The sequence below is a fragment of the Pectobacterium sp. IFB5596 genome, assembly GCF_021432585.1.
Classification (GTDB): domain Bacteria; phylum Pseudomonadota; class Gammaproteobacteria; order Enterobacterales; family Enterobacteriaceae; genus Pectobacterium; species Pectobacterium punjabense.
The window spans coordinates 203,720-229,847 of record NZ_LXFY01000029.1 but is presented as its reverse complement, the minus strand read 5'-3'; the positions used below and the strand labels follow the sequence as shown (position 1 = coordinate 229,847).

29 protein-coding genes and 1 tRNA gene are annotated in these 26,128 nt (G+C 48.1%); 7 read left to right on the top strand and 23 right to left on the bottom strand.

Annotation, left to right across the window (positions count from 1 at the left end; all coding sequences use genetic code 11):
* Nucleotides 1-28: 28 nt before the first annotated feature.
* The 4 genes from glnQ to dps all read right to left on the bottom strand — a co-directional run bounded on the left by glnQ (nucleotide 29) and on the right by dps (nucleotide 3,081).
* Nucleotides 29-751 (bottom strand): glutamine ABC transporter ATP-binding protein GlnQ, encoded by a 723-nt coding sequence (gene glnQ, locus A6301_RS17235; protein ID WP_005972679.1) that lies wholly within the window; start codon nucleotides 749-751, stop codon nucleotides 29-31.
* A complete protein-coding gene (gene glnP, locus A6301_RS17230; protein ID WP_107167970.1) occupies nucleotides 748-1,407 on the bottom strand; it encodes a glutamine ABC transporter permease GlnP in 660 nt (219 codons plus the stop codon). Before glnP ends, glnQ begins: the two co-directional genes overlap by 4 nt.
* 26 nt (nucleotides 1,408-1,433) lie before the next feature.
* Nucleotides 1,434-2,180, bottom strand: coding sequence for a glutamine ABC transporter substrate-binding protein GlnH (gene glnH, locus A6301_RS17225; RefSeq protein WP_107167971.1), 747 nt, complete (start codon nucleotides 2,178-2,180; stop codon nucleotides 1,434-1,436).
* A 397-nt stretch (nucleotides 2,181-2,577) separates the two neighbouring features.
* Entirely contained in the window at nucleotides 2,578-3,081 is a 504-nt protein-coding gene (dps, locus tag A6301_RS17220; protein WP_107167972.1) for a DNA starvation/stationary phase protection protein Dps, read from the bottom strand.
* Nucleotides 3,082-3,393: 312 nt separating this feature from the next.
* Here dps and A6301_RS17215 point away from each other — a divergent pair, with 312 nt between their 5' ends.
* Nucleotides 3,394-3,945: an AAA family ATPase gene (locus A6301_RS17215; protein WP_205542064.1), complete on the top strand. Its 552-nt coding sequence runs from the start codon at nucleotides 3,394-3,396 to the stop codon at nucleotides 3,943-3,945.
* Here A6301_RS17215 and rhtA read toward each other — a convergent pair.
* Entirely contained in the window at nucleotides 3,942-4,823 is an 882-nt protein-coding gene (rhtA, locus tag A6301_RS17210) for a threonine/homoserine exporter RhtA (protein WP_107167974.1), read from the bottom strand. The genes A6301_RS17215 and rhtA overlap by 4 nt on opposite strands.
* 377 nt (nucleotides 4,824-5,200) lie before the next feature.
* Here rhtA and ompX point away from each other — a divergent pair, with 377 nt between their 5' ends.
* Nucleotides 5,201-5,716, top strand: a complete 516-nt coding sequence (gene ompX / locus A6301_RS17205; RefSeq protein WP_107167975.1) for an outer membrane protein OmpX — start codon at nucleotides 5,201-5,203, stop codon at nucleotides 5,714-5,716.
* Nucleotides 5,717-5,981: 265 nt separating this feature from the next.
* Entirely contained in the window at nucleotides 5,982-7,151 is a 1,170-nt protein-coding gene (locus A6301_RS17200; protein ID WP_234258333.1) for an MFS transporter, read from the top strand.
* Between the two features lie 43 nt (nucleotides 7,152-7,194).
* Here A6301_RS17200 and A6301_RS17195 read toward each other — a convergent pair whose 3' ends face one another.
* Entirely contained in the window at nucleotides 7,195-8,598 is a 1,404-nt protein-coding gene (locus A6301_RS17195) for an EmmdR/YeeO family multidrug/toxin efflux MATE transporter (protein WP_234258332.1), read from the bottom strand.
* Nucleotides 8,599-8,971: 373 nt separating this feature from the next.
* Between A6301_RS17195 and A6301_RS17190 the strand changes: the two genes are divergently transcribed.
* Both A6301_RS17190 and A6301_RS17185 read left to right on the top strand, forming a co-directional pair.
* Complete coding sequence (locus A6301_RS17190) at nucleotides 8,972-9,508, top strand: rhodanese family protein (RefSeq protein ID WP_234258331.1); 537 nt, start codon at nucleotides 8,972-8,974, stop codon at nucleotides 9,506-9,508.
* A gap of 58 nt (nucleotides 9,509-9,566) precedes the next feature.
* On the top strand, nucleotides 9,567-9,896 hold the full coding sequence (locus A6301_RS17185; protein WP_234258330.1) for a DHCW motif cupin fold protein: 330 nt from the start codon (nucleotides 9,567-9,569) through the stop codon (nucleotides 9,894-9,896).
* A gap of 240 nt (nucleotides 9,897-10,136) precedes the next feature.
* On the opposite strand, the gene A6301_RS17180 is transcribed toward A6301_RS17185, so the two are convergent.
* From A6301_RS17180 to A6301_RS17130, 11 genes are all read right to left on the bottom strand, one after another.
* Complete coding sequence (locus tag A6301_RS17180) at nucleotides 10,137-10,619, bottom strand: cold-shock protein (RefSeq protein ID WP_107167980.1); 483 nt, start codon at nucleotides 10,617-10,619, stop codon at nucleotides 10,137-10,139.
* Between the two features lie 294 nt (nucleotides 10,620-10,913).
* Nucleotides 10,914-11,453, bottom strand: a complete 540-nt coding sequence (locus tag A6301_RS17175) for a DUF2058 domain-containing protein (protein ID WP_107167981.1) — start codon at nucleotides 11,451-11,453, stop codon at nucleotides 10,914-10,916.
* 249 nt (nucleotides 11,454-11,702) lie between these two features.
* Nucleotides 11,703-11,948, bottom strand: a complete 246-nt coding sequence (locus A6301_RS17170) for a YmjA family protein (protein WP_107167982.1) — start codon at nucleotides 11,946-11,948, stop codon at nucleotides 11,703-11,705.
* A gap of 604 nt (nucleotides 11,949-12,552) precedes the next feature.
* Entirely contained in the window at nucleotides 12,553-12,912 is a 360-nt protein-coding gene (locus tag A6301_RS17165) for a hypothetical protein (protein WP_234258329.1), read from the bottom strand.
* 57 nt (nucleotides 12,913-12,969) lie between these two features.
* The gene (locus A6301_RS17160) at nucleotides 12,970-13,209 is read right to left on the bottom strand and encodes a type II toxin-antitoxin system RelB/DinJ family antitoxin (RefSeq protein WP_234258328.1); all 240 of its coding nucleotides are present in this window, start codon (nucleotides 13,207-13,209) and stop codon (nucleotides 12,970-12,972) included.
* Between the two features lie 46 nt (nucleotides 13,210-13,255).
* Nucleotides 13,256-13,540, bottom strand: a complete 285-nt coding sequence (locus tag A6301_RS17155) for a type II toxin-antitoxin system RelE/ParE family toxin (protein ID WP_012822666.1) — start codon at nucleotides 13,538-13,540, stop codon at nucleotides 13,256-13,258.
* Nucleotides 13,530-13,775, bottom strand: coding sequence for a CopG family ribbon-helix-helix protein (locus A6301_RS17150; RefSeq protein ID WP_010286544.1), 246 nt, complete (start codon nucleotides 13,773-13,775; stop codon nucleotides 13,530-13,532). Before A6301_RS17150 ends, A6301_RS17155 begins: the two co-directional genes overlap by 11 nt.
* 307 nt (nucleotides 13,776-14,082) lie before the next feature.
* Nucleotides 14,083-14,856: a reverse transcriptase domain-containing protein gene (locus A6301_RS17145; protein ID WP_234258327.1), complete on the bottom strand. Its 774-nt coding sequence runs from the start codon at nucleotides 14,854-14,856 to the stop codon at nucleotides 14,083-14,085.
* A 1,235-nt stretch (nucleotides 14,857-16,091) separates the two neighbouring features.
* Entirely contained in the window at nucleotides 16,092-18,698 is a 2,607-nt protein-coding gene (locus A6301_RS17140; protein WP_234258326.1) for a TOPRIM and DUF927 domain-containing protein, read from the bottom strand.
* Nucleotides 18,695-18,862 carry a hypothetical protein gene (locus A6301_RS17135; protein WP_010286537.1) on the bottom strand — a complete coding sequence of 56 codons (168 nt, stop codon included), beginning with the start codon at nucleotides 18,860-18,862 and terminating at the stop codon, nucleotides 18,695-18,697. The genes A6301_RS17140 and A6301_RS17135 overlap by 4 nt, the downstream gene beginning before the upstream one ends.
* Nucleotides 18,855-19,055 carry a host cell division inhibitor Icd-like protein gene (locus A6301_RS17130; protein WP_234258325.1) on the bottom strand — a complete coding sequence of 67 codons (201 nt, stop codon included), beginning with the start codon at nucleotides 19,053-19,055 and terminating at the stop codon, nucleotides 18,855-18,857. Before A6301_RS17130 ends, A6301_RS17135 begins: the two co-directional genes overlap by 8 nt.
* Nucleotides 19,056-19,244: 189 nt before the next feature.
* Between A6301_RS17130 and A6301_RS17125 the strand changes: the two genes are divergently transcribed.
* On the top strand, nucleotides 19,245-19,436 hold the full coding sequence (locus A6301_RS17125) for a YlcI/YnfO family protein (protein WP_205541168.1): 192 nt from the start codon (nucleotides 19,245-19,247) through the stop codon (nucleotides 19,434-19,436).
* A 139-nt stretch (nucleotides 19,437-19,575) separates the two neighbouring features.
* On the opposite strand, the gene A6301_RS17120 is transcribed toward A6301_RS17125, so the two are convergent.
* From A6301_RS17120 to A6301_RS17100, 5 genes are all read right to left on the bottom strand, one after another.
* Nucleotides 19,576-19,791, bottom strand: a complete 216-nt coding sequence (locus A6301_RS17120) for an AlpA family transcriptional regulator (protein WP_010286533.1) — start codon at nucleotides 19,789-19,791, stop codon at nucleotides 19,576-19,578.
* A gap of 276 nt (nucleotides 19,792-20,067) precedes the next feature.
* Nucleotides 20,068-21,318: an integrase domain-containing protein gene (locus A6301_RS17115; RefSeq protein WP_234258324.1), complete on the bottom strand. Its 1,251-nt coding sequence runs from the start codon at nucleotides 21,316-21,318 to the stop codon at nucleotides 20,068-20,070.
* Between the two features lie 177 nt (nucleotides 21,319-21,495).
* Nucleotides 21,496-21,572 (bottom strand) — tRNA-Pro (locus A6301_RS17110).
* Nucleotides 21,573-21,650: 78 nt separating this feature from the next.
* A complete protein-coding gene (gene yejM, locus A6301_RS17105; protein WP_234258323.1) occupies nucleotides 21,651-23,399 on the bottom strand; it encodes an LPS biosynthesis-modulating metalloenzyme YejM in 1,749 nt (582 codons plus the stop codon).
* A 14-nt stretch (nucleotides 23,400-23,413) separates the two neighbouring features.
* Nucleotides 23,414-23,644: a YejL family protein gene (locus tag A6301_RS17100; protein ID WP_005967239.1), complete on the bottom strand. Its 231-nt coding sequence runs from the start codon at nucleotides 23,642-23,644 to the stop codon at nucleotides 23,414-23,416.
* A 218-nt stretch (nucleotides 23,645-23,862) separates the two neighbouring features.
* Between A6301_RS17100 and yejK the strand changes: the two genes are divergently transcribed.
* Nucleotides 23,863-24,873 carry a nucleoid-associated protein YejK gene (yejK, locus tag A6301_RS17095; RefSeq protein WP_107170056.1) on the top strand — a complete coding sequence of 337 codons (1,011 nt, stop codon included), beginning with the start codon at nucleotides 23,863-23,865 and terminating at the stop codon, nucleotides 24,871-24,873.
* A 68-nt stretch (nucleotides 24,874-24,941) separates the two neighbouring features.
* On the opposite strand, the gene A6301_RS17090 is transcribed toward yejK, so the two are convergent.
* Nucleotides 24,942-26,090 carry a DUF1624 domain-containing protein gene (locus A6301_RS17090; RefSeq protein ID WP_234258322.1) on the bottom strand — a complete coding sequence of 383 codons (1,149 nt, stop codon included), beginning with the start codon at nucleotides 26,088-26,090 and terminating at the stop codon, nucleotides 24,942-24,944.
* Nucleotides 26,091-26,128 lie beyond the last annotated feature (38 nt).

Genomic DNA, 26,128 nt, shown 5'->3' with positions numbered 1-26,128 from the left:
AGTAAGGGGGCGAAAGCCCCCTTGTTGATCAGGATACGTGTTGTAGGAATTCACGCAGGCGGTCGCTGGGTGGATTCGTAATCAGCGTTTCCGGGTCGCCATCTTCTGCGATGCGGCCTTTATCAATAAAGATCAGGCGTGAAGCCACTTTATGGGCAAAGCCCACTTCGTGGGTGACGATGACCATCGTCATGCCTTCCTCGGCCAGATCTTTCATTACGGTCAGCACTTCATGCCGCAGTTCCGGGTCGAGTGCAGACGTCGGCTCATCAAACAGCATTAGCTTCGGTTTGACTGCCAGCGCGCGGGCGATGGCCACACGCTGCTGCTGACCACCGGAAAGCTCGGAAGGGTAGTGATGCGCGCGTTCTGACAGACCTACTTTTGCCAGTAATTCCAGCGCCAGTTTCTCAGCTTCCGCTTTACTCGCGCCGCGCACACGAATCGGGCCGAACGCGACGTTTTCCAGCGCGGTAAGATGTGGGAACAGATAAAACTGCTGGAATACCATCCCAGCTTCCTGACGGATCAAGCGCTCATCAACGCGGGGATCGTTTACTTTGAGGCCATCAACAATCAATTCGCCGCTGGTAATTTCTTCCAGCTTATTGATACAGCGTAGCAGCGTGGATTTACCCGAACCTGACGGCCCGATGATGACCACAACCTCACCCTGACCGATGGTGAGATCGATGTCGTGTAAGACTTGCGTCTTGCCAAAGTGTTTGGATACGTTTTTAAATTCAATCATATAATCTTAAGTCTTCTTTCCAGACGACGCAGAATAAAGCTGAGGACCAGCGTGATGCACAGGTAAATAATGGCAACCGCAGTCCAGATTTCCAGCGCCCGGAAGTTGCCCGCGATGATTTCCTGGCCTGAACGCGTGAGTTCAGCCACGCCAATAACAATAAACAGTGACGTGTCTTTAATGCTGATAATCCACTGATTACCGAGCGGCGGCAGCATACGGCGTAGCGCGAGTGGGGCAATGACATGTCGTAACGTTGCGCGGCGAGACAGCCCAAGCGCTAAACCCGCTTCACGGAAGCCGTTATGAATTGATAATACCGAACCGCGGGTAATCTCTGCGATATATGCACCGGAGTTAATCATGATGGTCACTACGGCGGCGGCGAAAGGGTCAATTCGCACGGACGTGAAGATCATCGGTAAGGCGAAGTAAATAAACATCACCTGTACAACAATCGGGGTACCGCGGATTATTTCAATAAAAACGAGCGAAATGCGGCTGGAAAACCAGCCGCCGTATGCGCGGGCAAAACCCGCGACCACGCCAATCACCAGGCCGCCAAGCAGACCCAGAACAGAAATCAACAGCGTCATTTTTGCCCCTTCCATCAGGAGGGGCAGAGAAGGCCAAATGGCACTCCAGTCAAACTGCATGGAATATCTCCAGATTAAATCGGCAATTACTTAGGTTCTACGCCAAACCACTTCTTGTAGATCTCAGCATAAGTGCCGTTTTCACGCAGTGTTTTCAGGGCGCCGTTCACTTTTTCACGCAGCTCGTTGCTGCCTTTCGGGAACGCGATGCCGTATTGTTGGGCTTTAATCGAATCACCTACCGCTTTAAACTGGCCGTTGCCTGCGGTTTTGATGAAGTAGAGAATGTTTGGCGTATCGTGCAGCACAGCGTCAGCACGGTTGGTGCCCAATTCCATATAAGCGTTGTCGATGTTAGGGAACTGACGCAGATCTTTGGTTTTGATATTGGCTTTTGCGTAATCAACGGAACCTGTGCCGCTCTTCACCGCAACCACTTTACCGGCCAAGTCCTGCTCACCTTTGATATCGTTGTTGTCCGCTTTAACCATCACCAGCAGGCCGCTGTTGTAATAACCGTCAGAGAAATCGATTGCTTTTTGACGCTCTTCGGTAATGGTAATGCCTGCGAGCGCCAGATCGATGTTACGCGTTTGCAGAGCAGGAATAATACCGCCGAAGTCCATTGGCTTCAGGGTGTACTTCAGGTTGAGCTGTTTAGCGATAGCATCCCAGAGGTCAATGTCAAAACCGACGTATTTGTCGCCTTGTTTGAATTCAAAGGGGACGAAAGCGGTGTCTGTTGCGACAATCAATTCTTTCTCAGCGGCATAGCTGGATACGCTCATCATCAGCGTCAATGCAGCCAAAGAGGCCTTAAGTAGTGATTTCATCAAATCCTTCCTATTTAGCAGTTGTGGGAGCTTTTTGTTTTACAGGCGTTTTAAGCATAGTACGAAAGTGGCACCCGTTAGAACATTAGGTCAATTATCATGCGTTGTGCTTAACCTGTTGTTTTTATTTTATTACCTTGCAGGCGGTGAAATTTTCATCTCCGATTCGCTTGGGCAAGGCGCTGTTATGATTAACTGATTTATACGAGGGAAACAACCGTTGATTGGCGTTCTGGTCAATTAATGGAGGCAAAAGCTAATTTTTTGAGCGTCTTAACGGATAAAATGCGTAGTTTGTGCGGATTACACGACAAAAGAGGGAGCTAGAGTAGATTGAGCTGGCAGTAAAAAGGCTGCCTTAGCAGCCTTGAGAACGTTTGCGGTACGATAGCGCAAATTATTCAATATTTGATTCAATAAACCACAGAAACTGATCCAGATCGCGTGATGCAGCGGTCAGAATGTCCGCAGAGGCCTCATCTTCCGTTTTACCAATAGCACGACGAACATTGTTTGCGACAATGGCATAACGCTCGGCCAGCGCTTTTAGATGATCCTGAACGCTATGGATATTAGTCGGGTAGCTTTTCAGCGAAGTTTGTTTACCGACAATTTGCACAGTACCCAATGCGACACCGCCTATCTGCACGACGCGTTCGGCGATGGTATCCTGATGGTCAATAATTGAGGTGCGGAAGCCGTCCAGCATTTCATGAACGGCGATAAAGTTTGCACCGCGCATGTTCCAGTGTGCCTGTTTGGTAATCAACGACAGGTCGATAAAATCAACAACCAGTTGGTTTAACAGTGCGATCGTCGAGGTTTTCACGCTATCGTCCAAATCATTGCGAGTGTAAAGCAGTTCGGACGGTGCTGATTTCACGAGTTTGGCGGTAGACATAATAGTTATCCTCTCTTTAATTATTCATAGTCTTACTGTTTAACGTGATTAATTATAACAGCGATAAAAATCAATATTGAAAAGAATTGCCTATCAAATGAATAGCCATAGCATAGCGATACTATGGCTATTTGTAGTCAGGATTTATCTGATACCAATAATGTGTAAATGGCGAGGGATGGAAATATTTTATATTGTCATTGCAACACAATTGCATATTTTGATAAATATCATTACTGCTGAAGTGAAAATAGTTATTATTATCTTGTTTTTCTTAAGGCATATAATGTGTTATTAAAGGCGTCATGAAAAATGAGAATCAATCTTATTGGTACTAGCGGAAGTGGGAAATCTACGCTCGCTCGTCGTTTGTCTGAGCAGTTGGATGTACCCTACGTTGAAATGGATGCGTTGTTTTGGTTGAGCAACTGGCAAGGAAGAACGGATGCCGACTTTTTTCAACGGCTTGAAAGCGCACTGGCGCCAGAAAGCTGGGTACTGGATGGCAACTATAACCGAACGCGAGATATTAAATGGCGCAATGTTGATGCCGTGATTTGGGTCGATTACGGTTTTACCCGCACGCTTTTTCAAGCGGTGCGGCGTGCTTATCTTCGGGCATGGCGCAAAGAGGAGCTCTGGGGCGGAACGGGCAATAAAGAGTCCTTTATTCGCAGTTTCTTTAGCCGGGATTCGATTATCCTCTGGACAATAAAAACCTATTCAAGAAACCGAAAACGCTATCTGGCGGATTTAGCTGACCCTCGCTATCGCCATATCCGTTTTATTGTTCTGCGTTCACCTCAGGAATGTGAGACGTTTCTGCAACATTTTCCCGAGGAAATAAGTACGCATTCTGTTTAAGCTTTCTCTGCTTTTCGTACCTCTGCTGATTTTATTGTCAACGTTGCGCCTAGTGATGCGATGATAATAAATATCAGCGCCATCCACTGTATCAATGAGAGATGTTCGCCGAGGAAGAGTATCCCAGATAAGGCGGCAATCGCGGGCTCCATACTCATTAGAGTGCTGAACGTTCTGGCGGGTAGGCGCGTTAACGCCACCATTTCCAGAGAATAGGGCAGCGCGGTGGACAGAATAGCGACGGCAATGCCGAGTGGGAGTATCGTGAGCGAAAACAGTGTGCTTTCCGCGTAATAGGCACCGATAGGGCAAAAGATAAGTGCAGCAATACAGGAGCCAATAGCGACAGTGCCTGGCCCGTGATTTGCCCCTGCTTTTTGCCCAAATAGGATATAGAACGCCCAGCAGGCGCCTGCACCGATGGCGTAGGCGGCACCTGTTAAATCAACATTTCCGATATTGTGACCCAGCGGTAATAAAAACCACAGCCCTGCAACGGCAAGACAGACCCATAGAAAATCAATCGGCCGGCGTGATGCTAACATAGCAACGGCAAGTGGGCCGGTGAACTCCAGCGCGACAGCAATGCCAAGCGGCACCGTTTGCAACGAGAGATAAAATAGAAAATTCATACCGCCCAGCGTAATGCCATAAATCAACAGCGGCAGACGGTTACTACTGAAGCGCATACGCCATGGTTTAAAAATGATGCACAGAATGATCGTCCCAATTCCCAGACGTAACGCCGTGACGCCAGTGGCACCGATGAGCGGAAACAGATTTTTGGCCAGAGCGGCTCCGCTTTGGATCGATAACATCGAGATAATGATGAGCAATACAGGGATGAATGATGATGAACGATGGGGAAATAAGGTCATTCTTTTGGCCTTAAAAGCAGGTATAACATTCTGTTGCTATCATATCCAATTGTAAACAATTTGTCTGGTATGAATTGACTTTTATTGACCTTTATTTACGCATCATTTAACTGGTTTTTTTTCATTCAATACAATTAGCATACAAACTGAGCGGGAAATTAAGAATTGTCTGTTTTACCAGCCTGTGGTGAATTTATTTTTAATCTAACTGTCACAATGAAAAGTTCAATATAATTAGTGTGATAGCTTCTATTTGACAACATTTGTTACATCTAAAGCCTAATTGATAAATATTTATAGGGCGGCAAGTACCGCACTTCTTTGTTATATTTACTGCGTTAGTTAGTCTTTCATAAAATGAATTTGAGGCTGTAAATATGAAAAAAATCGCGTGTCTTTCCGCTCTGGCTTGTGTATTAGCCGTTGGCGCAGGTTCTGCATTTGCTGGTCAAAGTACCGTAACTGCTGGTTATGCTCAAGGTGATGCTCAGGGCGTACAAAATAAAGTTAAAGGCTTTAACCTGAAATATCGTTATGAGCAAGATAATAACCCACTGGGCGTTATTAGCTCATTCACCTACCTGGAAAAAAATGGTAGCGATGGCAGTGACTACAACAAAGGCCAATACATGGGCTTCACTGCTGGTCCTGCTTATCGTCTGAATGACTGGGCAAGCCTGTACGGTGTTGTTGGTTTGAGCCACGGCAAAGTAACGAATAACGCTACTAACGGCCTGGGCAATAGCAGCAATGACGATTACGGCTTCACCTACGGTGCTGGTGTTCAGTTCAACCCAATCCAAGACGTTGCTCTGGATGTTGGTTACGAGCAAAGCCGTATCCGCAATGTTGACGTTGGTGCCTGGGCTGTTGGCGTAGGTTACCGCTTCTAATCTAGCCCTGTGGGGTTTTTACCCTCAGTGTTGGTGTTAGCTGTGTCAAAAGAATCCGCTCTTTTTAGGGCGGATTTTTTTATGATTTTTGTTTAAACCCGTGCGAGTTTTGTCAGTAGCTTTCCTACCGAACACTATTCACTTGCCCATATTGATCGCATGTAGTGCTCATCTGTTAGATGATTTTATCTTGACGTTAAGATTCTTTGTGTGAAGATAATGATCATCAGTCAGCAGTGATTTATTCAAGCTATTGAGGTTATACATGGTAGTGACATCGACAGCCCGCGCGCGGGCTTTTCTTTTCTTCACAATTATCCTGTTGGGATTGAATTTACGCCCTGTTCTGGCAGGGATTGGCCCGCTGCTGAATCAGATTCAGGCTGCAACGGGTCTGGATGACAGCATGGCCGGGATGTTAACTACGCTCCCGGTGTTTGCTATGGGCTGGTGCGCGTTGTATGGCGGGCAATTACAGGCGCGTCTCGGCGAGTATAGAGGGATTACGCTGGGTATCGTGGTCATTGCCCTGGCGTGTAGCGCTCGCTGGTGGCTCAATAGTGGTATCGCTCTGTTGGTTAGCGCTGCGTGTGCTGGAATCGGGATTGCCTTAATTCAGGCGCTGGTGCCGTCGTTTATCAAGCTCCATTTCGGTCGTCATAGCAGCCTTCTTATGGGTTTTTATACCACGGCGATTATGACCGGTGCGGCATTTGCGGCGTCATCGGTTTCTCCGCTGGCAAATGCGTGGGGTTGGCAAAGTGCGTTGGCCTGCTGGGGTATTGTTGCGCTGGTTGCGACGGTGGCCTGGAAATGTATTCCTAAAGCGTATACCACGAAGCAGGATGCCGTGAGCGTTTTAGCCACGCACCGAAGCGGAATGGACTGGCTGCTGATGGTATTCTTCGGTATTGGGACGGGAGCGTATACTTTGGTGCTGGCGTGGCTGCCGCCGTATTACATGCAACTAGGAGTCAATGCGACGCAAAGTGGCCTGATGTTAGGCGGATTAACGATGACGGAAGTGATTTCCGGTCTGCTGGTATCAACGTTTATTAATCGTTTTCCCGATCGACGTAAGCTACTGCTCCCTATTTTGGCTGTAATGCTGGTGGGGATGGTCGGGTTGATTGTCGCCCCGCTGACGCTCACGTACCCCATCATTATCATGTTGGGGATTGGGATTGGTGCGCTTTTCCCACTGTCACTCATCGTGGCATTGGATCAGGTGACGGAACCGCATAAAACCGGTTCACTGATGGGGTTTGTGCAGGGCGGTGGCTATATCCTCGCCAGTTTAATGCCGCTGCTCGCCGGGTTTATACGTCAGCATACGGCGGGTCTGGAACAAGCCTGGATGATTATGACGGTTGGTGTGGTCATACTGATTATCATGGCGACCCGTTTTGCTCCGCTTAAAAACTCAGGTCGCTAAGTACGTTACTTTGTTGTACGCGAGCGGATTTCCCCGCTCGCTGTCATGAATCTGCCGGGGGGCGATAACGCCATAGCCAGCGGCCACTCATTAGCCGGCGATAATAGAAGAACCCACGTACAATCCAGTCAAAGAACATCCCCATCCACACGCCGATCACGCCAAAGCCGAGCATTACGCCGAGTATATATCCCGCGATGACTCGACATCCCCACATGCCTGCCATTGCTACCCACATGGTGTAGCTGGCATCTTTTGCGCCTTTTAGCCCGGCAGGTAATACCCACGATGCCGCCCAGATTGGCATAAACAGCGCGTTGAGCCACAGGAGGTGTTTTGCCACTTCGATCACTTCCGGCTCATTGGTATAAAACGACGCCAAGAAGCTGGCGCTGGGGACCGACAGTACGGCAAGAACACATAGCCCAATATTGGATAACCAGAAAATATGTTTTAGTTGGCGGGTAGACTGCATGATCTGGCCTTTTCCCAGCCGCGTACCAACGATGATCGTGGCAGCGGCGCCGAGCGAATTACCGGGCAGGTTAATCAACGTCGAGATGGAGAAAGCAATAAAGTTTCCGGCAATGACTTCGGTTCCCATGCCTGCTACAAAGCGCTGTGTGATCAATTTGCCGATGTTAAACATCACGGATTCGATGCTGGCGGGAATCCCGATACTGAGCACTTCATAGAGAATCGACACGGTAAAAGGTGCAAAATAAGACCTGAAGGGAATGCGCAACGCACCGTTAAAGCCGTGCATCAGCGTCAGAATCACGAGTATCGCCCCGATATAGCGTGAAATGGTAATCCCGATGCCTGCACCGATAAAACCGAGGCCATCCCAGGAGAATGCGCCGTAAATCAGCAGACTACTGATGGCAATATTAAGAATATTCATCCCAATATTAATGACCATCGGCAACTTGGTATTGCCCGCGCCACGGAGCGCGCCGCAGCCGACTAGCGCGACAGCGACGGCGGGATATCCCCACACTGTCCAGCGAAGGAACGTGAGGGCCAGTGCTTTAACCTGTTCATCGGCTTGCCCAGCAATCAAGTCGATAATCGTGGAACCGGCGAATTCAACCAGCGCGACCAACAGAAATGATGAAAGAACCAGCAATGACATCGATTGGCGAGCGGCAGAGCGTGCTTGCTTTCTATTGCGCTGTCCCAGGCTGAAAGCGACAACAACGGCGGTCCCCAATGCGACCGCAGTGAAGAACGCAATGATGACCATATTGAAACTATCAGCGAGACCGACGGCTGCCATAGCCTCTTTCCCCAGCCAACTGACCAGGAACGTACTGAAAACCCCCATCAACACGACGCAGAGACCTTCAATAAAAATGGGGAAGGCGAGCGGTGAAATTTCTCTCCAGAAGAGAACGCGGTTGGAGTAACGCTTTTTATACCAGTCTGTATCTTTTAATTTTTTCATGAAACGGTCTTGGAGATATCTCAAGTTTCCCAGTCAGCAAGGTAAACAAAGCCATAAAATGGCTCGCAAATAGCACCATTTTTGTACGGCGCGTTTCTCTATTTTGTGCGATCGCGGCAGCATGGCTGTTTTTAAAATAGCGTTCCTATTTACAGAGTATCAGCCGCCAAATCGATGTCCAGCCTCGATTGCCTTCCCGGCATGGAAAGTTGTTGCGTGCGCATAGTATTTAATTTAGATTATTCTTAATTAGTTTTATCTAAACTAATGGTGGCACGCATACAATCAGCGATATCACCTTTCTTGCTGGTTGAACATCGCGTTAAGTGACGCATTATGACGGGTTTCAACGGTTCAAAAGAGGATCAGGATCATGTCAACACCACTTGCTATTTCACCCACACAGGCCCACCAACTAGTAGATGAAGGCGCGATACTCATCGATATTCGCCAGCCGGAAGAGTACGCTCGCGAGCACATCGCACAGGCGAGGTTGCATCCGCTGAATCCCGCTGTGGGGTATGCACTTCCTGAAGACGTTAGGAAAGGGAAAACTATAATTTTCCATTGTTTGTCTGGTATGCGTTCAGCACAGAATGCTGAGATTCTGATGCAGTCTGCGTTTCCGGCAACAGTTTTTTTACTTAATGGTGGAATGACCGCCTGGAAAAAGGCGGGTTTTCCGACAGAAATTAATAATAAACAGCCAATTGATGTCATGCGCCAGGTTCAAATCGCCGCTGGCGTCCTTATTCTGAGTGGTGTATTACTGGGGTACAGCGTCAACAGCGCTTTCTTTCTGCTCTCTGGATTTGTGGGGGCGGGGTTGCTGTTTGCAGGGGTTACTGGCTTTTGCGGTATGGCAAAGTTGTTAATGAAAATGTCGTGGAACCGAGCAGCCAAACGCTGATTTGCCGGGATAGTAAGCGGAGTGTTAACTAACGACGTTAAAGAATAGGGGCAGTAATATGGATATGAAGAACATTCCGTTTGGTACAACTGATTGGTCACAAATAGAACCGACTGAGCATAAGGGAGAGTCGGGGATCGCATATTGGCGGACACAGCGTTTTGATAATATCCGCGTCCGTATTGTCGAATACACGCCCGGCTATCTGGCCGATCACTGGTGCTCAAAAGGACATGTCCTGCTTTGCCTTGAAGGCGAACTTCATACGGAATTAGATGATGGTCGTGCTTTTGTTCTCAAACCTGGAATGAGCTATCAGGTCGCAGATAACGCGGAAGCGCATCGTTCCTACACCGAAACCGGCGCTAAGCTGTTCGTTGTGGATTGATGTCATGGGCTACGTGGTGCTGCGCAGAGAGATTGTACTGTTGTTTCATCATTCAATCGAACTAGCATGATGCACAATGTGGCGAAATAATTCAGTGGACTGACTCGTGGAGTGCTTTGATTGCTGGCGGAGTTTGTGAAAGAACGGCATATCACGGCGTACTGAAGTCAGTTAGCGATGCCGAAATCTTGCTTATGAATAATGGAGCAGGATTTCGGCACAGGAACAGTCTTAATTATTTCACATTTTGAGCTGTTTCACCGTGGCATCTACATCTATCTCATCTTCCGAGAAGATTAACGTCGTTCCCTGGAAAGTGGTGATCGCCAGTTTTTTTAGCGAGCGCATTTCACCAGGTTTAGCGCTTGATTTCGGTCTGATGCTATTCATCAGTACTCCCACAGACAGCACCACATTGTCTTTATCAATACGGGTATCGGCAGGCACTTCTTCGCTGTAAACCACGAAAGACTTAAGGGACGTGAGCTTTAAACGCTCGCCCGCGATATAGATGTATTTACTTTCCGGCACAACTTTCACAGCATACGCTGATAGGCCCTTGTTATTCGTGGTGGGCTCGAAGGTCACCGCCGCATCTTTTTTAATCAGATCAGGGTTGGCGACTTTAATCACATGAAAATAACGGTTATCACCGTTTTCATCTTTGATAAATCCAAAACCTTTATCTTTAAACCAGGTTGTGATCGTTCCGTTCATCGCCATTACCGCCTACTTAATCGTTTATCTACTCAATTTTTACAGCGCGCAGTGTAAAACACATTTCCTGCGCAGACTACGCCTTTGATTTAAGTCTGGACGATAAATTTCTGATAGGCGAGGGGATGGTGACGATATAAGCGATGGAGAGTAAAACGCTGCATTCAACAGTGGCGGAAACGCTAACCGTGCTGGCGACTAGCTAGGATAACCCTGCGCTTTTCATTGGTTGACGAAACATAACATCTGAATGAAAAGCCCTGAGGGACTTTCCATTCCTAAGTATTTGTAAGACGTTGATTACCACATTAAATCATCGGGCACTTTAAAATCGGCATAGGGATCTTCTTCGTCTTGTTCTTCCTGACTAAGCGCACTATTCAATACAATGCTGTCTGCATCTCGTTGCATAATTTTATCGGCTACAATCGCGGGGATAATAGCGTATTCACTTTCACCACTGCTATCGAGAACCAAACGCGCGATGGCGAGACGACCGCTAATCAACTGAGCTTGAGTCAGCTTATCCACATCTATTTTTTTAATTAAATTATTATCTGTGAAATTAAAGCCAATATCGCCTTTTGACATGATGATTCTATTCATTTCAATAAGCTGCTTAACCTGAGCTTTATACTCTTTAGATAACGTCGCTTGTTTTTGTTGTTCGCTTAGCTGTTTATCACGCTCAAGTTGTGCTTTTTTATTTTCTTCTACAGCCTCTCTTGCCTCACGAGCCTGAACTCGTGATTTTTTAGCTGTTCTTTGGACTTTGGCCATTTTTTTGCTGGTGACTAATCCAGCTTTTAGCATCTGCTCTTGTAAGGTGAGTTTTGTCATCTTCGTTTCTAAACCAGTTGAATAATGAGTGGGATTATACCTGTAATTTTTGAGGCTGTACCAGATGGCAGGAACTGATGAGCGTATTGCTTGAGTTTGGTGGGGGCTATCAGCGGTTGGCGTGAACTGACTTCAGGATGGGATACAACATTCAGCGTTGGGCACTATCCGTCCGTGAGCAGTGCCTGGATTTTGGGTGCTACAGGTAAGATACGATCAGAACATCGCTACGTTGTACTCTTTTAAAAACTACTCATTGCCCCATTGATTCAGAAACATCGCTATCTCATCAATACGTCGCCCGTCGATGCCAGCTTCACTGGCCATCTCTCTCTGAGCATCCTCGCTGATTTCTTCGTTATTCATTAAGCGGGTGATCAGCAACTGGAAATAGCGTGCCAGAGATTCACGTTCTGACTCGCTCACTGGCTCCGCAGATTCTGTCGAATATTCATCCGCGATGTCATAATATTTAAGTGGTATTTCATTGTTCATCAGTAGTCCTCGGGGTTAACGCCTATGCCATTTGCGGTCAGCATTGTCTGGTCTTGATAATATCATTCTTATTCCATGAGAGTAATTCCAGTGGCGCGAATTGCCTACTGTCGCCAGCCAAAGAAAAGAATGCCCAGTAGTTACTGTTCTACCGTATTGGTGTTGCCAACGGGCTGCTTCATGACATAGCCAGTTAATTGCGATGTCTTGCCGTACCTAACTTTTTAAACAGGTGCTTTAGCGGCTTTGACTTCCGTGTTTGTGAGGCGCTTTGTCTGAATTGCCATGATCGTTACCTTCGGGACTACGGTTTTATGGGACTACGCTAATATAGTCCCAAATGTAGTCCCAAACTTTCCGGCTGTAAACGGGGGATACCGATAGATAACAGGCAACAAAAAACCCGCAAACTCAGTGAGAATGCGGGTTTTTGCGGGGTTTCCGGTAGCACGAGAGAAGTTGAATTTATAGGTTAGCTGTTTGTTTGTATTGCCTTAATTATGGTTTTGTTTTTTATTATATAACTAAACGTATAACTAAAACGAAAAGTCATCATGGGAAATAGCCTGTGCATGACAGTTGAGTTTCGCTTGATACGCTGGTTTTAGCGCTGGCTGTGCTGTAAATTTAATTTTGCTTTACGACGCTCCAACACCATCATTCTTCGGGTGTGTTGCCATAAAATCCCATCGAGCAACATAAACTCACGCCACTCGGCTGTGCCCACAGAAAGCGATCTGTGCATCAACTCGCCAACACGTTCGGCAAGGAGTAGGTTTCTTGCTCGTAGCAATTGCAACGGTGTGAATTGCCCATTATCACCCGCCAAAGGAAAGAATGCCTGGCGGCTGCGTTCCCCATGTTTCACTGCATTGGTGTTACCAATTGGAGCGCCTGCACCGGTGCGTTTTCCTCCCCAACCGGACGATCTTGATTGTTGGTTATGTTTTTTATCGTCTTTCATGATTGAGTGGCTGTTAGTCGTGGGATGTGTGTTTGTTAAAATCCAAAAAGTAAAACACTAAAGATCATCCAGCGTCACGCGTACTGGTTTGGGGTTGCGAAGACGTTCACGGACAGCTTCAACTAATTCTACGTCTTCATCATTGAGTAACTTTTGTTTAAATGGGAGTCTTTCATTTTCAGCAATGTATTCCAACGTGATGCGCAATGCTTCAGAAGGTGTAATACCCAGTTTCTTAAGTGCTGCATAAGAGCGCCTTTTAAGATCGTCATCGATACGGAAAGTAACATTACCCATCGTATTCCCTCATGTACTTAGGTTTATTTTTGTGAAGGTTCGTTGTTCACCATTTTGATGGTAAACGTCTGTGCGTATGAAAGACGCGCAGAATCTGGAGCATATTATCTTTCACACGGTAGGGGATGATGTAGGGATAGTGCGTTAACACCAGCTCACGCGTTCCTGGCACACGGCCTGGCCTTCCCATTGCTGGCTGTTGCGGTAGTAATTCCGTTAATCTTTGGACTTCATCTACGAATTGGCTGGCGGCTTGTGGATCGTCCTGCGCGATATAGAGGTACTCGGCTTCCAAATTGGCCGCAGCTTTACGCAGCCATTTAATTTCCATGTCTTGCCGTTCCTAGCTTTTTAAATAGATTGTTCATCTCATCTGATGAGACAAAATCGCCCGCATCGGCTTCTTTAATAGCCTGCTCAATTTCTGCTATCTGCCAGGCTTCCCGCGCAAGATAATCTTCAATGGCTTGTCCGGCCAGAAAAGAGCGGGTACGTCCTGTGGCTTTAGCCAGCGCATCAAGTTGCGCGGTTGTTTCATCATTTAAGCGAACGGACATGACGCCCATACTCTCACCTCACTACGTTATGTGTTTTGTATACATTGTAGTGAGGTGGAGAGAGAGAGGCAAGTGGCTACTCAGTGGTATTTGGGGTGTTGTTCTCAGTGCCGAAGTGGATTGGTAGCTGTCTGTCTGTTAAGAGCAAAGCGGAAGTTCGAAATTTTTCTCACTACCGAGGATTCATTAGTAACGTTGTAGAGTGTTAAGCAATGGGTGGGAGTAGGTCACAGCGGCGCATATTTGGTCTACCTAGACGCTCAGAAGTTTAAACAGATCTCGACATCCAAAATTAGAATTGTGTAAAAAGAGAACATCACAACTTCAAAAGTCTCGCTTGTTCTGGATTGACACTTTCGACGTAATTTTTAACACCAATCTTGTGTGCTTCGTAGTCACTGGCATAAAAATCAATCAAAAAAGCACTCATCTTCTGTGACGTAATTCTCATCATTCCCTTTCTCAAACTTAAGTTAAACACTGTGATTTGTGCAGATGGAGCCTGAGTTTTATTCATGTTGGCTAGATAGCCCGATTTTTCCATTGCCACAAATATTTCGTCATATGTAGTTTGCAAACGAATTAAATCGTTAGAGGATATAATTACATCATCCATGTAAACACTTAGCATTACGCCATATTGCTTGTTCAAACGGCGCAATAAGCTACCCAAATGGCTTTTGTCCAAGCATAAGGTTGCAAGAACCGGTGATTGCACAAATCCAAAGGGAAGAACGTGTTTGTGGTATCCATGGGATAGATTTTTCACAGTCGAGTATTTTGAAATTTCTCTCGCCTGCGAATAGGAAAAATAGGCTTTTAAATCACGAGTGATACGACTGCGGCTGGTTGAATGAAAAAAGTGTTTGATATCAATAACTGCTAAATAATCACTTTTTAAATGTAACCTAGCAGCTTTCAGATGTCCGCCGGTTCTAAGATGATAAAAATAGAGTGGTGGAATCCATTTACTTCTGACCACCTCTAGTATCTTCATTCCGAGTTTACTTGCCTCAGCACTTGGAACGTACACCCAAATACCAGGTTTGATCTCGAATTTATGTTCCCATCTTTGAGTTTCTATGGACATGAATTGAATAATCGTAGTTAAAGACCATGTTAAGAACGCTGAAAACTGTACCAACTAATATTACAAATGCAGTTGCACATTTGAGCATAGCGGTGACAAGTTCAACACGCGCCTTAACTAAGCCAAGTTCATTTGTGTTCATAACTTGTTACTCCGTAGAAACCTGACGTCTCTTAGCGCAAGCGCATGGCCCAACTAAATAATAAAATTTCAACAATTTGCAAGCCCAATAAGTCATGTAAGCCCAGCAAATCGGCGTCCAGTATGCCGGACATATTGGCATTCAGTCCGCTAGTCGCAAAGCGACAAACTCCACATCTACGGATAGCGGATATCTCCCCGCTAACGTCAGGTTGAGGTAATTTACCGTTAATTCAATAAGAATAATAGCTTTTCTTGGAGATATAATGCTCTAAATAATTAGATTAAAGAGGTTTGTAAGTACACCTGTTTTAGCTTCACACACTTTTTGAGACTTCCTGACTTTACCGTGATACTTGCAAGAGCATTATGATTGTTTATAGTGAAAATACGAAATCTAACACGAATGGACTAAAAATATACGCAGTCAGAGGATGCCAGCTAGAATGTTTTTAACAAACCCTTCGTAACTCTATAAGAACCAAATAATTAACAACAACATAATCACCACTCCATTAATTAACAAACCATTTCAAGCATGCTCCCCATACCTTTTCCCGCCGCGCTGATTTCGCAAAAAACCATAGCATTTCGATACATGCGTACCGACCAAAAAATTGATTTCAAATTGAATAAAATGAGGCGTGGTGCGGGTTGCAGCGAGGTACGCAGTTCGTACAGCAATGCGCACAACTGCGTACCATATTGCGCATTTTTCCGTACCCGTTCAGTGTCGTTGTGCGCACTTTCTTGCTGGCAATGGTTTAACCCATCATGATTTTTGTGTGCGCAAATTCTTATAGATAAGCAAAAGTGGGTCGGTTCGGTAGGTTCAGTCGGTTCACGTAGTTAACTGATTGATAGATAGGGTAATTATTTTCAGAATTGAACCGACCTATGGGTAGGTTCACGCGGTGTGTAAGTCGGTTCACCAAGCCAGCCAGAAAAAGGGTGTTTGGTCAGGTCGGTTCAAAATGGCTAAAGTCGGTTCAGGGTCGGTTCACTATTCAAATAAAAATAACGATAAATCAATGCATTAAAATAATGAACCGACTGAACCTACCGAACCGACCTTATTTTACCTTACGCATAATTTACTCTTCCTCGTCGTCGAGCGTCATGAGCACCACAAAGCGCGGCTGCTTGCCGTCAATGCGCAGTGATTTACGTGTAATCCCTTTGGCGGGTTTATCCAGCATTCCTGCATCGACCAGCACCTGCGCAAACGCGGCGGCATTCGCACCAACGGCAATTTCGTTATTGAACACGGCGGGGAAGGTGTGAAACACCAGCGTATCGGCTCCCGGCTTTTTCACCCTATATCCTGCCAGATCCTTGATAGGTAAATCGCGTGGATCTGGATTGGGATGGGGTAAATAGCGGCTGTAGCCAAACTGGTGCAAAAAGGCGTCGGCCTGTTCTACCCAGGCTTTGGCTTCACGGTTGCCCATGCCAAATTCATTTACCCAGGCATAGAAGCTGTGTTGTAGCGCATCGTGGCATTCTTGCGCCGTCCAGCCGGTAAAAGAAGCAGAGAGTAATAAAGCGGCTTCCAGTACGGCAAAACGTGACGCCACCCGCCGCACTTGTTCGCTGGCATCATTGGGTAAGAGTGACAACCAGCGTCGCTCTGTTTTGCGGTAGGTTGTTAGCGAGTTTTCTTTCTGGCTGGCAAGGTGGGTGATCCACGCCCGACCAACTGCGCCATAATGGGAGTTGCTGGCATCGCGGATCGCGTCGGCATGGGCTTTGCCGTCTTGATAGCCATGAAATACCGTCGCTTTGGTGATCGGGACATTCAGCAAGCGCACCAATTGACCGGCATTCACCCGCCCGCCGTCAGCGCGGATATAGCTTTCCAGGTCGATCTCACCGGTACTGAACGCCATTGCCCGCCAGCGTTTTAGCTCTCGGTTGCCGCCTTCTCTGGCTCCCTGAATCTTACCCACGCCGTTAAACAGTGCATAGGCAGCATCGGCCACGGCTTTACGATTGCTGCCTTGCCCGATTTCATCCAACGGCATAAAGCCGTCATTATGGGCGGCGGCTTCGTTCACCAGCCCTAGCGCGGTGGAATACCAGGTTAGTTTAAGCGCGTTAGGATCGCCGTAAACGGAAGAGGCGATATTGCCTGTGGTGGTTTTGCCCGCAGAGGAACCGCCAAACAGATGGACGCCGAACCCGTCCGCGTTTACCAGCCCGATAAGTGGTGCGGCAAAGGCGCAGGCGATCCCCAGCATCATGGAGGGATTACCCTGTGCCAGTGCTGCGACGTTTTCACTCCAGCTTTGCGCCGTTCCGCTGGTGGCATAACCTTTGGCTGCACCTGATTTACCGTTGAACAAGACGGGAATACTTGGTGAACCGATAACGGAACCATCCGGCATCAGGTATGCGCCATGCTGCCAGCCGGTCGCGCTGGCGATTGCCCAGCGGCAACCCGCATGACTGCGACACAAGTGATCGGCCAGTATTGCCCGTAACCCGCCTTTGGCCGTGACTGCCAGCCCACCCGCACGTAATCGCGCCCAGCCTTCACGTTCGCCAATATCTCGCATTGGAATGGCTTCGGTACGGGATTGGCTCTCACCGCTTGGCGTCCAGCTTAAAACCAGATAACGCTCTGATTCATCCGATCCGATACCCGCTACCGTAATAGGATCAGACAGCCAGCTTTCACGCTCGATAATGTCGCCGCTGTCATGGTCAGTCTTCGGCTCTACCCAATACAGCCCACCATGACGAATATCTGCGTAAGGTTTTAAAGGGGAAGCGGAAGATGGCTGCTGTTTTTTTCCTGGCTGATAAAGTGAAGCAGCAAAAGCCGATATCGATACCGCCGCGCCATGCTGCTGGTAGTAATCATTCCAGTCAGCTTTTTCAGTTGTCGGCGGGAGTGTCACCCAACCGTTTACCGCTAGTGCCGCTTTTTCAGCCGCGATTTTTCCGGTGTTACTACCATCAGGTTTGTTGTCATTGTCCGCAGCCAGGATGATTTTGGTGTCCGGCCAGACTGTACGACAAGACCGCGCAACGTGAATCAGATTCCCGCTGTCTAACGCGCTGATAGCGACACCTTGCATCAGTAACGATGTCGTAAGCGCCGTGGCGTATCCTTCGGCAATGATCACCGTGTCTGTGTGTTCGGGTAGGGTACTAACGGGAATGAATGCGCCTTTCTTGCGACTACCGGCAATCAGCTTTTTCTCGCCATTAGGTTTGATTAGCTGTGCGCCGGTGGTGGTGCCGTCCATGTTTTGCAGCGCTAGCAACAGGGAACCATCATCCAGCAGTAGTGAGGGGCGTTGCAGCCCTTTATTCAGCAGATAGTCAGATTGACCCGATACCGCTTTCGCCACCAGCGAATTTACCCGTTCGGTAATCAGACGATGATTAGGCTTTTCACTGGCGGGGGTAATGACGGGCAACGGAAGCGCCAGCACCTCGGCGACCTGTTCCGCTGCTTGCCACGCATCACACTTGTTCACTTTCATCACCAGATCCAGTCCGGTTCCTGCGCCGCAGTGAGAACAAAAATAGGTGCCACGACCTTCTTTATCGTCAAAACGGTAGCGGGTATTCCCGCCACAATTGGGACATTCACTTTCCTGCCGATTGATCGGGATGCCTAACCGCTGCAAAATCCCCTCCCAATGGCCGTTGGCTTTTGTCCGCACGTCTTGAATGAACGTGTTGCTCATGCGGCCTCGTCCTCCTGCGCACGGTGGAGGGCATCAAGCCGTTCGGCAAGAATAAACATCAGGATCTCTTTTGCTTGCGGCTCCCTTAGCTCCACGATGGCATAAGCCAACGCCCGACACTGATCGATCAGTTCTTCCTGCTCCAGCGGCGTGTTATCAAACATGGCGCACCTCCTGAGCGGGAAGGCGTGCAGCGAAAGCAAATGCAAAACACGGAGACAGCATTTGCCGTGCTTCTTGCTCTGAATAGGCTTCAACGGATAGACGACAAAATGTTTTTGCCTGCGGAGAGTAGGGATGTACCAGAAAGCGATACTGAAATTTAAGGCGAGTTTGGGTAGACTGTGAATCAGCCATGACGTTACTCCTTTTAACGCTGTGGTCAGAAGCCCGGTACGTGTTGCTGCACTGCCGGGCTTCGTTATGTTAACCTTGAATTCAATCAAGGTGTATGCACAGGATAATTCTTGGTGTGCGCACACGTCAAGCGCTTTAAATTTCAATTTTTCAGGCAGAGTACCGTCAGTGTCTTTAACGGAGTTAGGTATGGCTACAGGCAACAACAATACTAAATCCACCAAAAAGGGAATCCGTTTCCCACACGAACTTATTGATGAAATTGATGCCAGCGTAGCGCGTGAAAAAGTAGACAATCCCAACGCTAATTTTTCTGCGTGGGTATTGGATGCCTGCGGGCGTAAGTTAGAAGCGGAAAAAGACGATAAATCAAAACCGTGATTTGAGCGTTTTTCTAAATAGCTGATGTGCTGATTTTGGGCGTAACAATGCCCGTTCCAGCCAGTGCCAGATTTTTGGAACATCATATTTTTTGATTCCGATATGCCGCTATCGCGGCAATAAAAATGAAGGTGTCGGCTTATGCGGTTTCGGTTTGCTGGTCACGTTCGGCAATGCGTTGCCTTAACCAGTCACTAACTTCATCCTCGAACCAGCCTACGCGCCGTAAGCCAACCCGAAACCCTTTGGGGAACTCTCCGGCATTGATCATTTCCTGAAAGCTGCTGTCCGAGCTAACGCGCAGAATGGCTTTCACTTCTTTCTTTAACAGGATTTTTCTGTCTAACAGATTCATACATGCCTATCTCCAATGAAACCGGCGTTGTCCGGTCAGTGCAGATAGTTAAACGGTTCTAGAGGGCGGTGTATGATAATTTAGGTTTAAAATTGGGAAGGCTAAGTAAATTTTTGAAATAGTGATTCTGATAACTGCACGCTGCCTTACAACCAGTTGATGAAAGAATTCACTCTTATTCGGCGTGTTCTCACTGAGAACAGCACCGACTATATGCACTACATATTCCACGCGTTTTTTCTGGTTCAGTTTATTGCCCCATATATAAATACAGTATCAGCTCTTGGCGATGCGTAATCCTCTTGCTCCTTCTGATGCCATCACTTTTCCCGTTGCGGCTGTTTCCACAAATTCACCCCACCAGCACATCAATACCTTGCGCTGTTCCAGATAGGTAGAACGGTTATAGGCTCGCCGTACTTCATTGGTGTCGACGTGGGCTAGGGCGGCTTCGATCACATCTGGCGGGAACCCTTCTTCATTGGCGGCGGTACTGAATATGGCGCGTAGACCGTGGGATACCAGTACGCCTTTATAACCCATACGGCGCAATGCGGCGTTAGCGGTTTGGCTGTTCATCGGCTGTTTCGGATCTTTACTGGATGGAAACAGATATTCTCGGTGTCCGCTGATGGGCTTCATGGCGTCCAGAATGGCTAATGCCTGCGGGGGGAGGGGAATAATGTGATCACGGCGCATCTTCATACGGCCAGCGGGGATCGTCCAGGTGTTATCTGTAAGGTTTATCTCGCTCCAGCGGGTTTCAGCGGCTTCGGCAGGGCGGGTAACGGTGAGTAGCTGCCATTCAATCAATAAGCGGGTCTGTAGCTCGATGCTGGCGACCGATAGCGTTTTCATCAAGCTAGGTAATGCCTCTGGCCGGATGGTCGGCATATGGGTTTTCACCGGCGTTTGAAACGCTTTGCGGATCTTGGCGGCTGGATTAGCAGTAACCAACCCAGAGTTAACCGCATAATCCATTACCTCGTTAATACGCTGGCTTACCCGTTTGACGGTTTCCAGTTTGCCGCTGGCCTGTATCGGCTCTAGCGCGGTGATGAAGTGACGAGCGGTAAGCTGGGTGATCGGTAAGGTTCCGATGAACGGGAACACGTATTTTTCCAGCGAACGCCAAATATCTTTAATGGTGTTCTCAGCTAGCTGCTGGGATTTTTTCACTTCGTACCAGTCACCGGAGACTTTAGCGAACGTGTTTAGGTTGATGGCTTGCTCTTGTTCGCGCTGCTGTTGCTGGTGGAATTGCGGGTCGATGCCTTTACTTATCAGCGCTTTTGCCGCTTCACGCCGTTGTCGGGCTTCTGCCAAGGAAACCGCAGGGAATGAACCAAAGCTGATTAATGCACGTTTCTTCGTATCGGGACGGTAATAATTAAAGCGCCAGATTTTAGAACCGCTCGGTTTCACCAGCATATACAACCCATCTCCGTCCTGTAGTGTGTATTCCTTCTCGGCAGGTTTGGCGGCTTTGATCTCGGTATTGGTCAGTGGGGTAGTTATACGAGCCATCGTAGTTATACGCTTTTGTAGTTATATGGGGCGGTATAACTAAGCGTATAACTAAACTTTCCGGCTGTAAACGGGGGATGCCGATAGATAACAGGCAACAAAAAACCCGCAAACTCAGTGAGAATGCGGGTTTCTGTGGGGTTTCCGGTAGTAAACGATACTAACCGAATAGGTATTTGGTCGGCACGAGAGGATTTGAACCTCCGACCCCCGACACCCCATGACGGTGCGCTACCAGGCTGCGCTACGTGCCGATGCTATAGGCATTTATACTACATTTTCCTGACTTTATTGCAATAGTCAGATGGAACGACTGCTTTAGATTTAAGCAGTTAGTTAGCAATAAAGCGCCTTTCGTTCGTTAGTACCTGCAAGAGCAGAGCAAGCTGCGGTTTTTCATCATTCAGCCGATTTCCCGCCATATCGTAAGCCCGGTAGTTGCCGTTGCTTTCCAACACGATGATCTGTTCCGGCGTCGTGATCAGTAGCGTGCCGCCGTTGCCGTTAATCAACCACGGATAGCGTCGTTGGGCAGAAAATAGGTCTTCGCCTTGTGAATAATCATCCGTGTTGTTTTTAACATGGAGTAGACGCTGCATGAGCGTAGTCATGACGTCTTTGTTGTCCGTCATTTTCGTAATGGTCTGCGCAGGCGTATTCGGCCAGTGAACAATAAGCGGCGTTTGCCATTGTGTACGTGCGAAACGGGTTGCGTTGCTGGTATTGGCATTCTGGTTTTGTGCGGTTGTCACGATGATGACGGTGTTATCCAGAATGTTCTTTTCCTGCAAAGTACGAATGATTTGACCAATCTGACGGTCAACATCCTGAATATTTATCCGGTTGCTTGGATCTACATCTTTGCTGGAAGCGTGTTGTGGGGCGCTGCTCAACTCAACATAAGAGAACCACGGTGCTGGATTATTATCGAGATTGAGCCATTCTTGCCATTGCGTGATGATGGCGTCGCCACTTTGTTGCTGTGGCGCGGGCAAGGAGAAATCAGAAAGCAGCGCTTGGCGATAGAGCGGGCTGTTGAAGCCGTTCGCCGAAAATAGCCCAAACTGATAGCCCTGCTGGCTTAATGCAGCGATTAACGCGGAAGGTTTCCGAGCACTCAGGACGCCATCCATATAGGTCGTTGAAAGGCCGTAAAATAGATTAAACAAGGCGGCGTCTGGTTGAGAACCTGAATCATAATGATCGCTGAAGCGCACATTTTCTGAGGCGAAACGCGACAGGTTCGGCATACGGCTTTGTATCGCGTCAGGCTGCGTATCGTCGATCATCACCATCAGCAGGTTATAGCCACTGCCGCTATCGCGGAAGGTGATGCTATTGAGTGGATACTCGACCGTTATCGCCTCAGGATTACCCTGCTGTGACAGTCGACGCTGGTATTCCTGCGCATCCAACAGGCCATGTTTTTCCAGAAACCGTCGTGCCGTCATCGGATAAGATAGCGGTAGATTGGCGCGCTGCATGGTAATCGGGCGATAGAAATTTGCGTCGGCCCAGATATACATCAGGTGCGACGCGAAGAACGCCGAGATGAAAACGCCCGCCAGCGGCTTGCCAAAATGGCGGCGATTCAGACTGCGTAATTTTTGCCAACACCAGGTGCCAAATAGCATCTCTGCCATGAAGATCAATGGAATGCCGATAAACATCCACTGCCAGTCGCGTGCAATTTCCCCCTGTCCTGGGTTGACGACGAGTTCCCAAACGGTGCTGTTAAGATGCAGATGAAAACGGGTAAAAACCTCAACATCGACTAACAGTATTGTTAGCCCAGCCGTTGCCAGCGCCGCAGACAGGAACCGCAGCAGGCGCTGCGACATCACAATAAACGTGAGTGGGAAGATGATCAGCAGATAGGCGGCAAAGACGATAAAACTAAAATGACCGAGCCAGCTAACCAGCGCATAAATTCGGCCGAACAGGGAGATCGGCCAATCGGCAACAAACAGGTAGCGGCTACCCAGCCCCAAGGTGAGCAAAATGTTGAATAAGGCGAACCAGTGTCCCCAACTGATCATCTGGGAGACTTTTTCGCGGTAGCGCTGACGGTTGGTTACCATACGTTGGTCAAAACTTAGTGAGCTTTATCGGCTTTTTTAATCGAAGCCTGTAGGGCTTCAGCGAAAGAACGCGCCAGAACCTGACGTTGCGCTGGCGCGATGCTGGTGTTAATCAGGTTCGTCACCATGTTACCGAGCACCATCAAAGCAAGATCGGTCGGGGCGTGGTGCTTTTCCAGAACATTGACCATCTCAGAGAGCAGTTGTTCAACGTGTTCGTCACTATAACGGGATGATTGTGGCATAAAATGGCGTATCTCAAGCAGATAAAGTCGCTTATCTTACCGTATAGGCTTATGCTTTTCCGCACTTTTATCATTAATGCATTTTTATCACTGACGTGATTCCACCAATAACAACTAGTGTAGACGCTTAGCGCGTACAGATGTGACGGCAGCTTTATGTATTGCGGCCTGCTCGTATCAATGTTTGAATACGCGCCTTGCTAAAAGGAGAGTTTATCATGAGTCTGGATATCGCCCAGATTGCCCTGCATCAACTAATTAAACGCGACGAACAAACGCTGGAAATGGTGTTGCGTGATTCCCTGCTGTCGACTAACGCGGCAGTCGAAGAAATGATGGCGGAACTGCATCGTGTTTACAGCGCCAAGAGTAAGGCCTACGGGCTGTTTAATGAGCAGAGCGAGCTGGCGGATGCGCTTCGCGCTTGTCGCAAAGGGGATGAGGACTTTTTGAGCTTCTCACGCGCTGCGACAGGGCGGTTGCGTGACGAACTGGCGAAGTATCCGTTTGCTGAAGGCGGTATCGTGCTGTTCTGTCAGTATCGTTATCTGGCGGTCGAATATTTATTGATATCGGTGCTTAATAGCTGCAACAGCATGCGGGTTAATGAACAGTTGGATATCAGTACCACGCATTATCTGGATATCAATCATGCTGATATCGTTGCGCGTATCGATTTGACAGAATGGGAAACCAATCCAGAATCGACACGTTATTTGACGTTCCTCAAAGGCCGCGTTGGGCGCAAAGTATCTGACTTCTTCATGGATTTTCTGGCCGCGTCAGAAGGGCTGGACACCAAAGCACAAAACCGTGGCTTGCTGAAAGCAGTGGATGAGTATTGTGAAGAAGCCCAGTTAGATAAAAACGAGCGCCAGAATTATCGACAGCAGGTGTATAGCTACTGCAATGAACAGTTACAGTCCGGCGAGGAGATCGAGCTGGCGTCGCTGTCGCAGGAATTGCCACCGCTGGGTGAGAAAACCTTTCAGCAGTTTTCAGCCGATCAGGGGTATGAGTTGGAAGAGAGCTTCCCTGCCGATCGTGGAACGCTGCGCCAATTGACTAAATTTGCGGGCAGCGGCGGCGGTATTAGCCTGAATTTTGATGCGTTACTACTCGGCGAGCGGATTTTCTGGGACCCCGCGACGGATACGTTGACGATTAAAGGCACACCGCCGAATCTGCGCGATCAATTACAGCGCCGAACGAGCGGCGGTAAGTCGTAGAAATAGCGTCAGAAGACGGCGCTGCCCCTTTCTTATGACGATAAGAAAGGGGCGGCAACGGATAACAGTTAGAAATATTTCAGCCAGCGGATGTCTCTGCGACGGGCTTTTAAGTGTGCAAACGCCCGAACGGGTGAAAACAGCACGGCCATCAACAGCAGAGTACACGCCCACAGTTGCCATACGGCGGAAAAGCCGAACCACGCCCCCTGATTTTTCCCCCAGATTGCTAACGCGGTTAAATACATACCTTTTAAAACATACAGATGCAGTAGGTAGAAAAACATCGGCGCCGCGCCGAAGCTTGCTAACATAACAAGCCAACGCTTTTGCTGCTGACGTTCAAACACCGCAAGCAGGCACAATCCAATAGCGAGCGTCAGGCAGAGGAACAGCAGCGACGGTGGATATTTCGTGATGTTGAAATAGCTCATCAGTGTCTGCGCGATGGTTTCACCCTGTTGCCAAGGTTTATCGCCGTACAGATTGATGCTGCGCAGCGCGAAGAACAGCGTTAGTGTGATGCCTGCCAGAACGAGCAGGGCTTTTTGGCGCTGAAGCGGAAAGACATCTTTCCGGTATAGCACGCCAGCCGCGTAGCCAAGCGAAATGACGCCAATCCAGGGGAGTATTGGATATGAGGTTCGCATACGCAATGTTTCGCCGATTTCTATCCAACCGCGATCGTGCAGAATCGCCCAGGGAATCGACCAGATGGAGCCTGCGGAAGCATGCAGAGGGTCAAGTAGGTTATGTCCGCCCACGATAACGATGCCGAGCATGAAAACCAGCCCGGCAGGTAACCAAATCAGCGCGCTGAGGGCAAGCATGCTCATGCCAATGGCCCAGATAACCTGTAAGTAGATAACCTGTGGCGGGAATTGAAACGTCCACGCGACGTTGATCAGCGTGATCTCAAGAATAATGAGAATTAAGCCGCGCTGGAACAGAAAGAGGGAAGTTTGCCGACGATCTTGTACTTTCTGATGATAAAGCGCCGCTGAAAGGCCAGTTAAAAAGACAAACACGGGAGCGCATAGGTGAGCCAGCGTGCGGTTGATAAATAGCATGGGATCGGTGCTGGTGACATCAATAGGGTCGGCGAGCTGGAGGTGCAGATAAAAGGTTTCCCGCACATGGTCTAGTAGCATGAGTACCATCACCAGACCGCGCAGGGCATCGATAGCGATAAGCCGCTGAGATATCTCTCGAGACATGTTCACATTCCTTTGTGAATGAATAAATTTTTATAAAA

Coding starts and splice junctions, on each gene's coding strand:
- glnQ (WP_005972679.1), bottom strand. CDS start 751: ATGATTGAATTTAAAAACGTATCCAAACACTTTGGCAAGACGCAAGTC.
- glnP (WP_107167970.1), bottom strand. CDS start 1,407: ATGCAGTTTGACTGGAGTGCCATTTGGCCTTCTCTGCCCCTCCTGATG.
- glnH (WP_107167971.1), bottom strand. CDS start 2,180: ATGAAATCACTACTTAAGGCCTCTTTGGCTGCATTGACGCTGATGATG.
- dps (WP_107167972.1), bottom strand. CDS start 3,081: ATGTCTACCGCCAAACTCGTGAAATCAGCACCGTCCGAACTGCTTTAC.
- A6301_RS17215 (WP_205542064.1), top strand. CDS start 3,394: ATGAGAATCAATCTTATTGGTACTAGCGGAAGTGGGAAATCTACGCTC.
- rhtA (WP_107167974.1), bottom strand. CDS start 4,823: ATGACCTTATTTCCCCATCGTTCATCATCATTCATCCCTGTATTGCTC.
- ompX (WP_107167975.1), top strand. CDS start 5,201: ATGAAAAAAATCGCGTGTCTTTCCGCTCTGGCTTGTGTATTAGCCGTT.
- A6301_RS17200 (WP_234258333.1), top strand. CDS start 5,982: ATGGTAGTGACATCGACAGCCCGCGCGCGGGCTTTTCTTTTCTTCACA.
- A6301_RS17195 (WP_234258332.1), bottom strand. CDS start 8,598: ATGAAAAAATTAAAAGATACAGACTGGTATAAAAAGCGTTACTCCAAC.
- A6301_RS17190 (WP_234258331.1), top strand. CDS start 8,972: ATGTCAACACCACTTGCTATTTCACCCACACAGGCCCACCAACTAGTA.
- A6301_RS17185 (WP_234258330.1), top strand. CDS start 9,567: ATGGATATGAAGAACATTCCGTTTGGTACAACTGATTGGTCACAAATA.
- A6301_RS17180 (WP_107167980.1), bottom strand. CDS start 10,619: ATGGCGATGAACGGAACGATCACAACCTGGTTTAAAGATAAAGGTTTT.
- A6301_RS17175 (WP_107167981.1), bottom strand. CDS start 11,453: ATGACAAAACTCACCTTACAAGAGCAGATGCTAAAAGCTGGATTAGTC.
- A6301_RS17170 (WP_107167982.1), bottom strand. CDS start 11,948: ATGAACAATGAAATACCACTTAAATATTATGACATCGCGGATGAATAT.
- A6301_RS17165 (WP_234258329.1), bottom strand. CDS start 12,912: ATGAAAGACGATAAAAAACATAACCAACAATCAAGATCGTCCGGTTGG.
- A6301_RS17160 (WP_234258328.1), bottom strand. CDS start 13,209: ATGGGTAATGTTACTTTCCGTATCGATGACGATCTTAAAAGGCGCTCT.
- A6301_RS17155 (WP_012822666.1), bottom strand. CDS start 13,540: ATGGAAATTAAATGGCTGCGTAAAGCTGCGGCCAATTTGGAAGCCGAG.
- A6301_RS17150 (WP_010286544.1), bottom strand. CDS start 13,775: ATGGGCGTCATGTCCGTTCGCTTAAATGATGAAACAACCGCGCAACTT.
- A6301_RS17145 (WP_234258327.1), bottom strand. CDS start 14,856: ATGTCCATAGAAACTCAAAGATGGGAACATAAATTCGAGATCAAACCT.
- A6301_RS17140 (WP_234258326.1), bottom strand. CDS start 18,698: ATGAGCAACACGTTCATTCAAGACGTGCGGACAAAAGCCAACGGCCAT.
- A6301_RS17135 (WP_010286537.1), bottom strand. CDS start 18,862: ATGTTTGATAACACGCCGCTGGAGCAGGAAGAACTGATCGATCAGTGT.
- A6301_RS17130 (WP_234258325.1), bottom strand. CDS start 19,055: ATGGCTGATTCACAGTCTACCCAAACTCGCCTTAAATTTCAGTATCGC.
- A6301_RS17125 (WP_205541168.1), top strand. CDS start 19,245: ATGGCTACAGGCAACAACAATACTAAATCCACCAAAAAGGGAATCCGT.
- A6301_RS17120 (WP_010286533.1), bottom strand. CDS start 19,791: ATGAATCTGTTAGACAGAAAAATCCTGTTAAAGAAAGAAGTGAAAGCC.
- A6301_RS17115 (WP_234258324.1), bottom strand. CDS start 21,318: ATGGCTCGTATAACTACCCCACTGACCAATACCGAGATCAAAGCCGCC.
- yejM (WP_234258323.1), bottom strand. CDS start 23,399: ATGGTAACCAACCGTCAGCGCTACCGCGAAAAAGTCTCCCAGATGATC.
- A6301_RS17100 (WP_005967239.1), bottom strand. CDS start 23,644: ATGCCACAATCATCCCGTTATAGTGACGAACACGTTGAACAACTGCTC.
- yejK (WP_107170056.1), top strand. CDS start 23,863: ATGAGTCTGGATATCGCCCAGATTGCCCTGCATCAACTAATTAAACGC.
- A6301_RS17090 (WP_234258322.1), bottom strand. CDS start 26,090: ATGTCTCGAGAGATATCTCAGCGGCTTATCGCTATCGATGCCCTGCGC.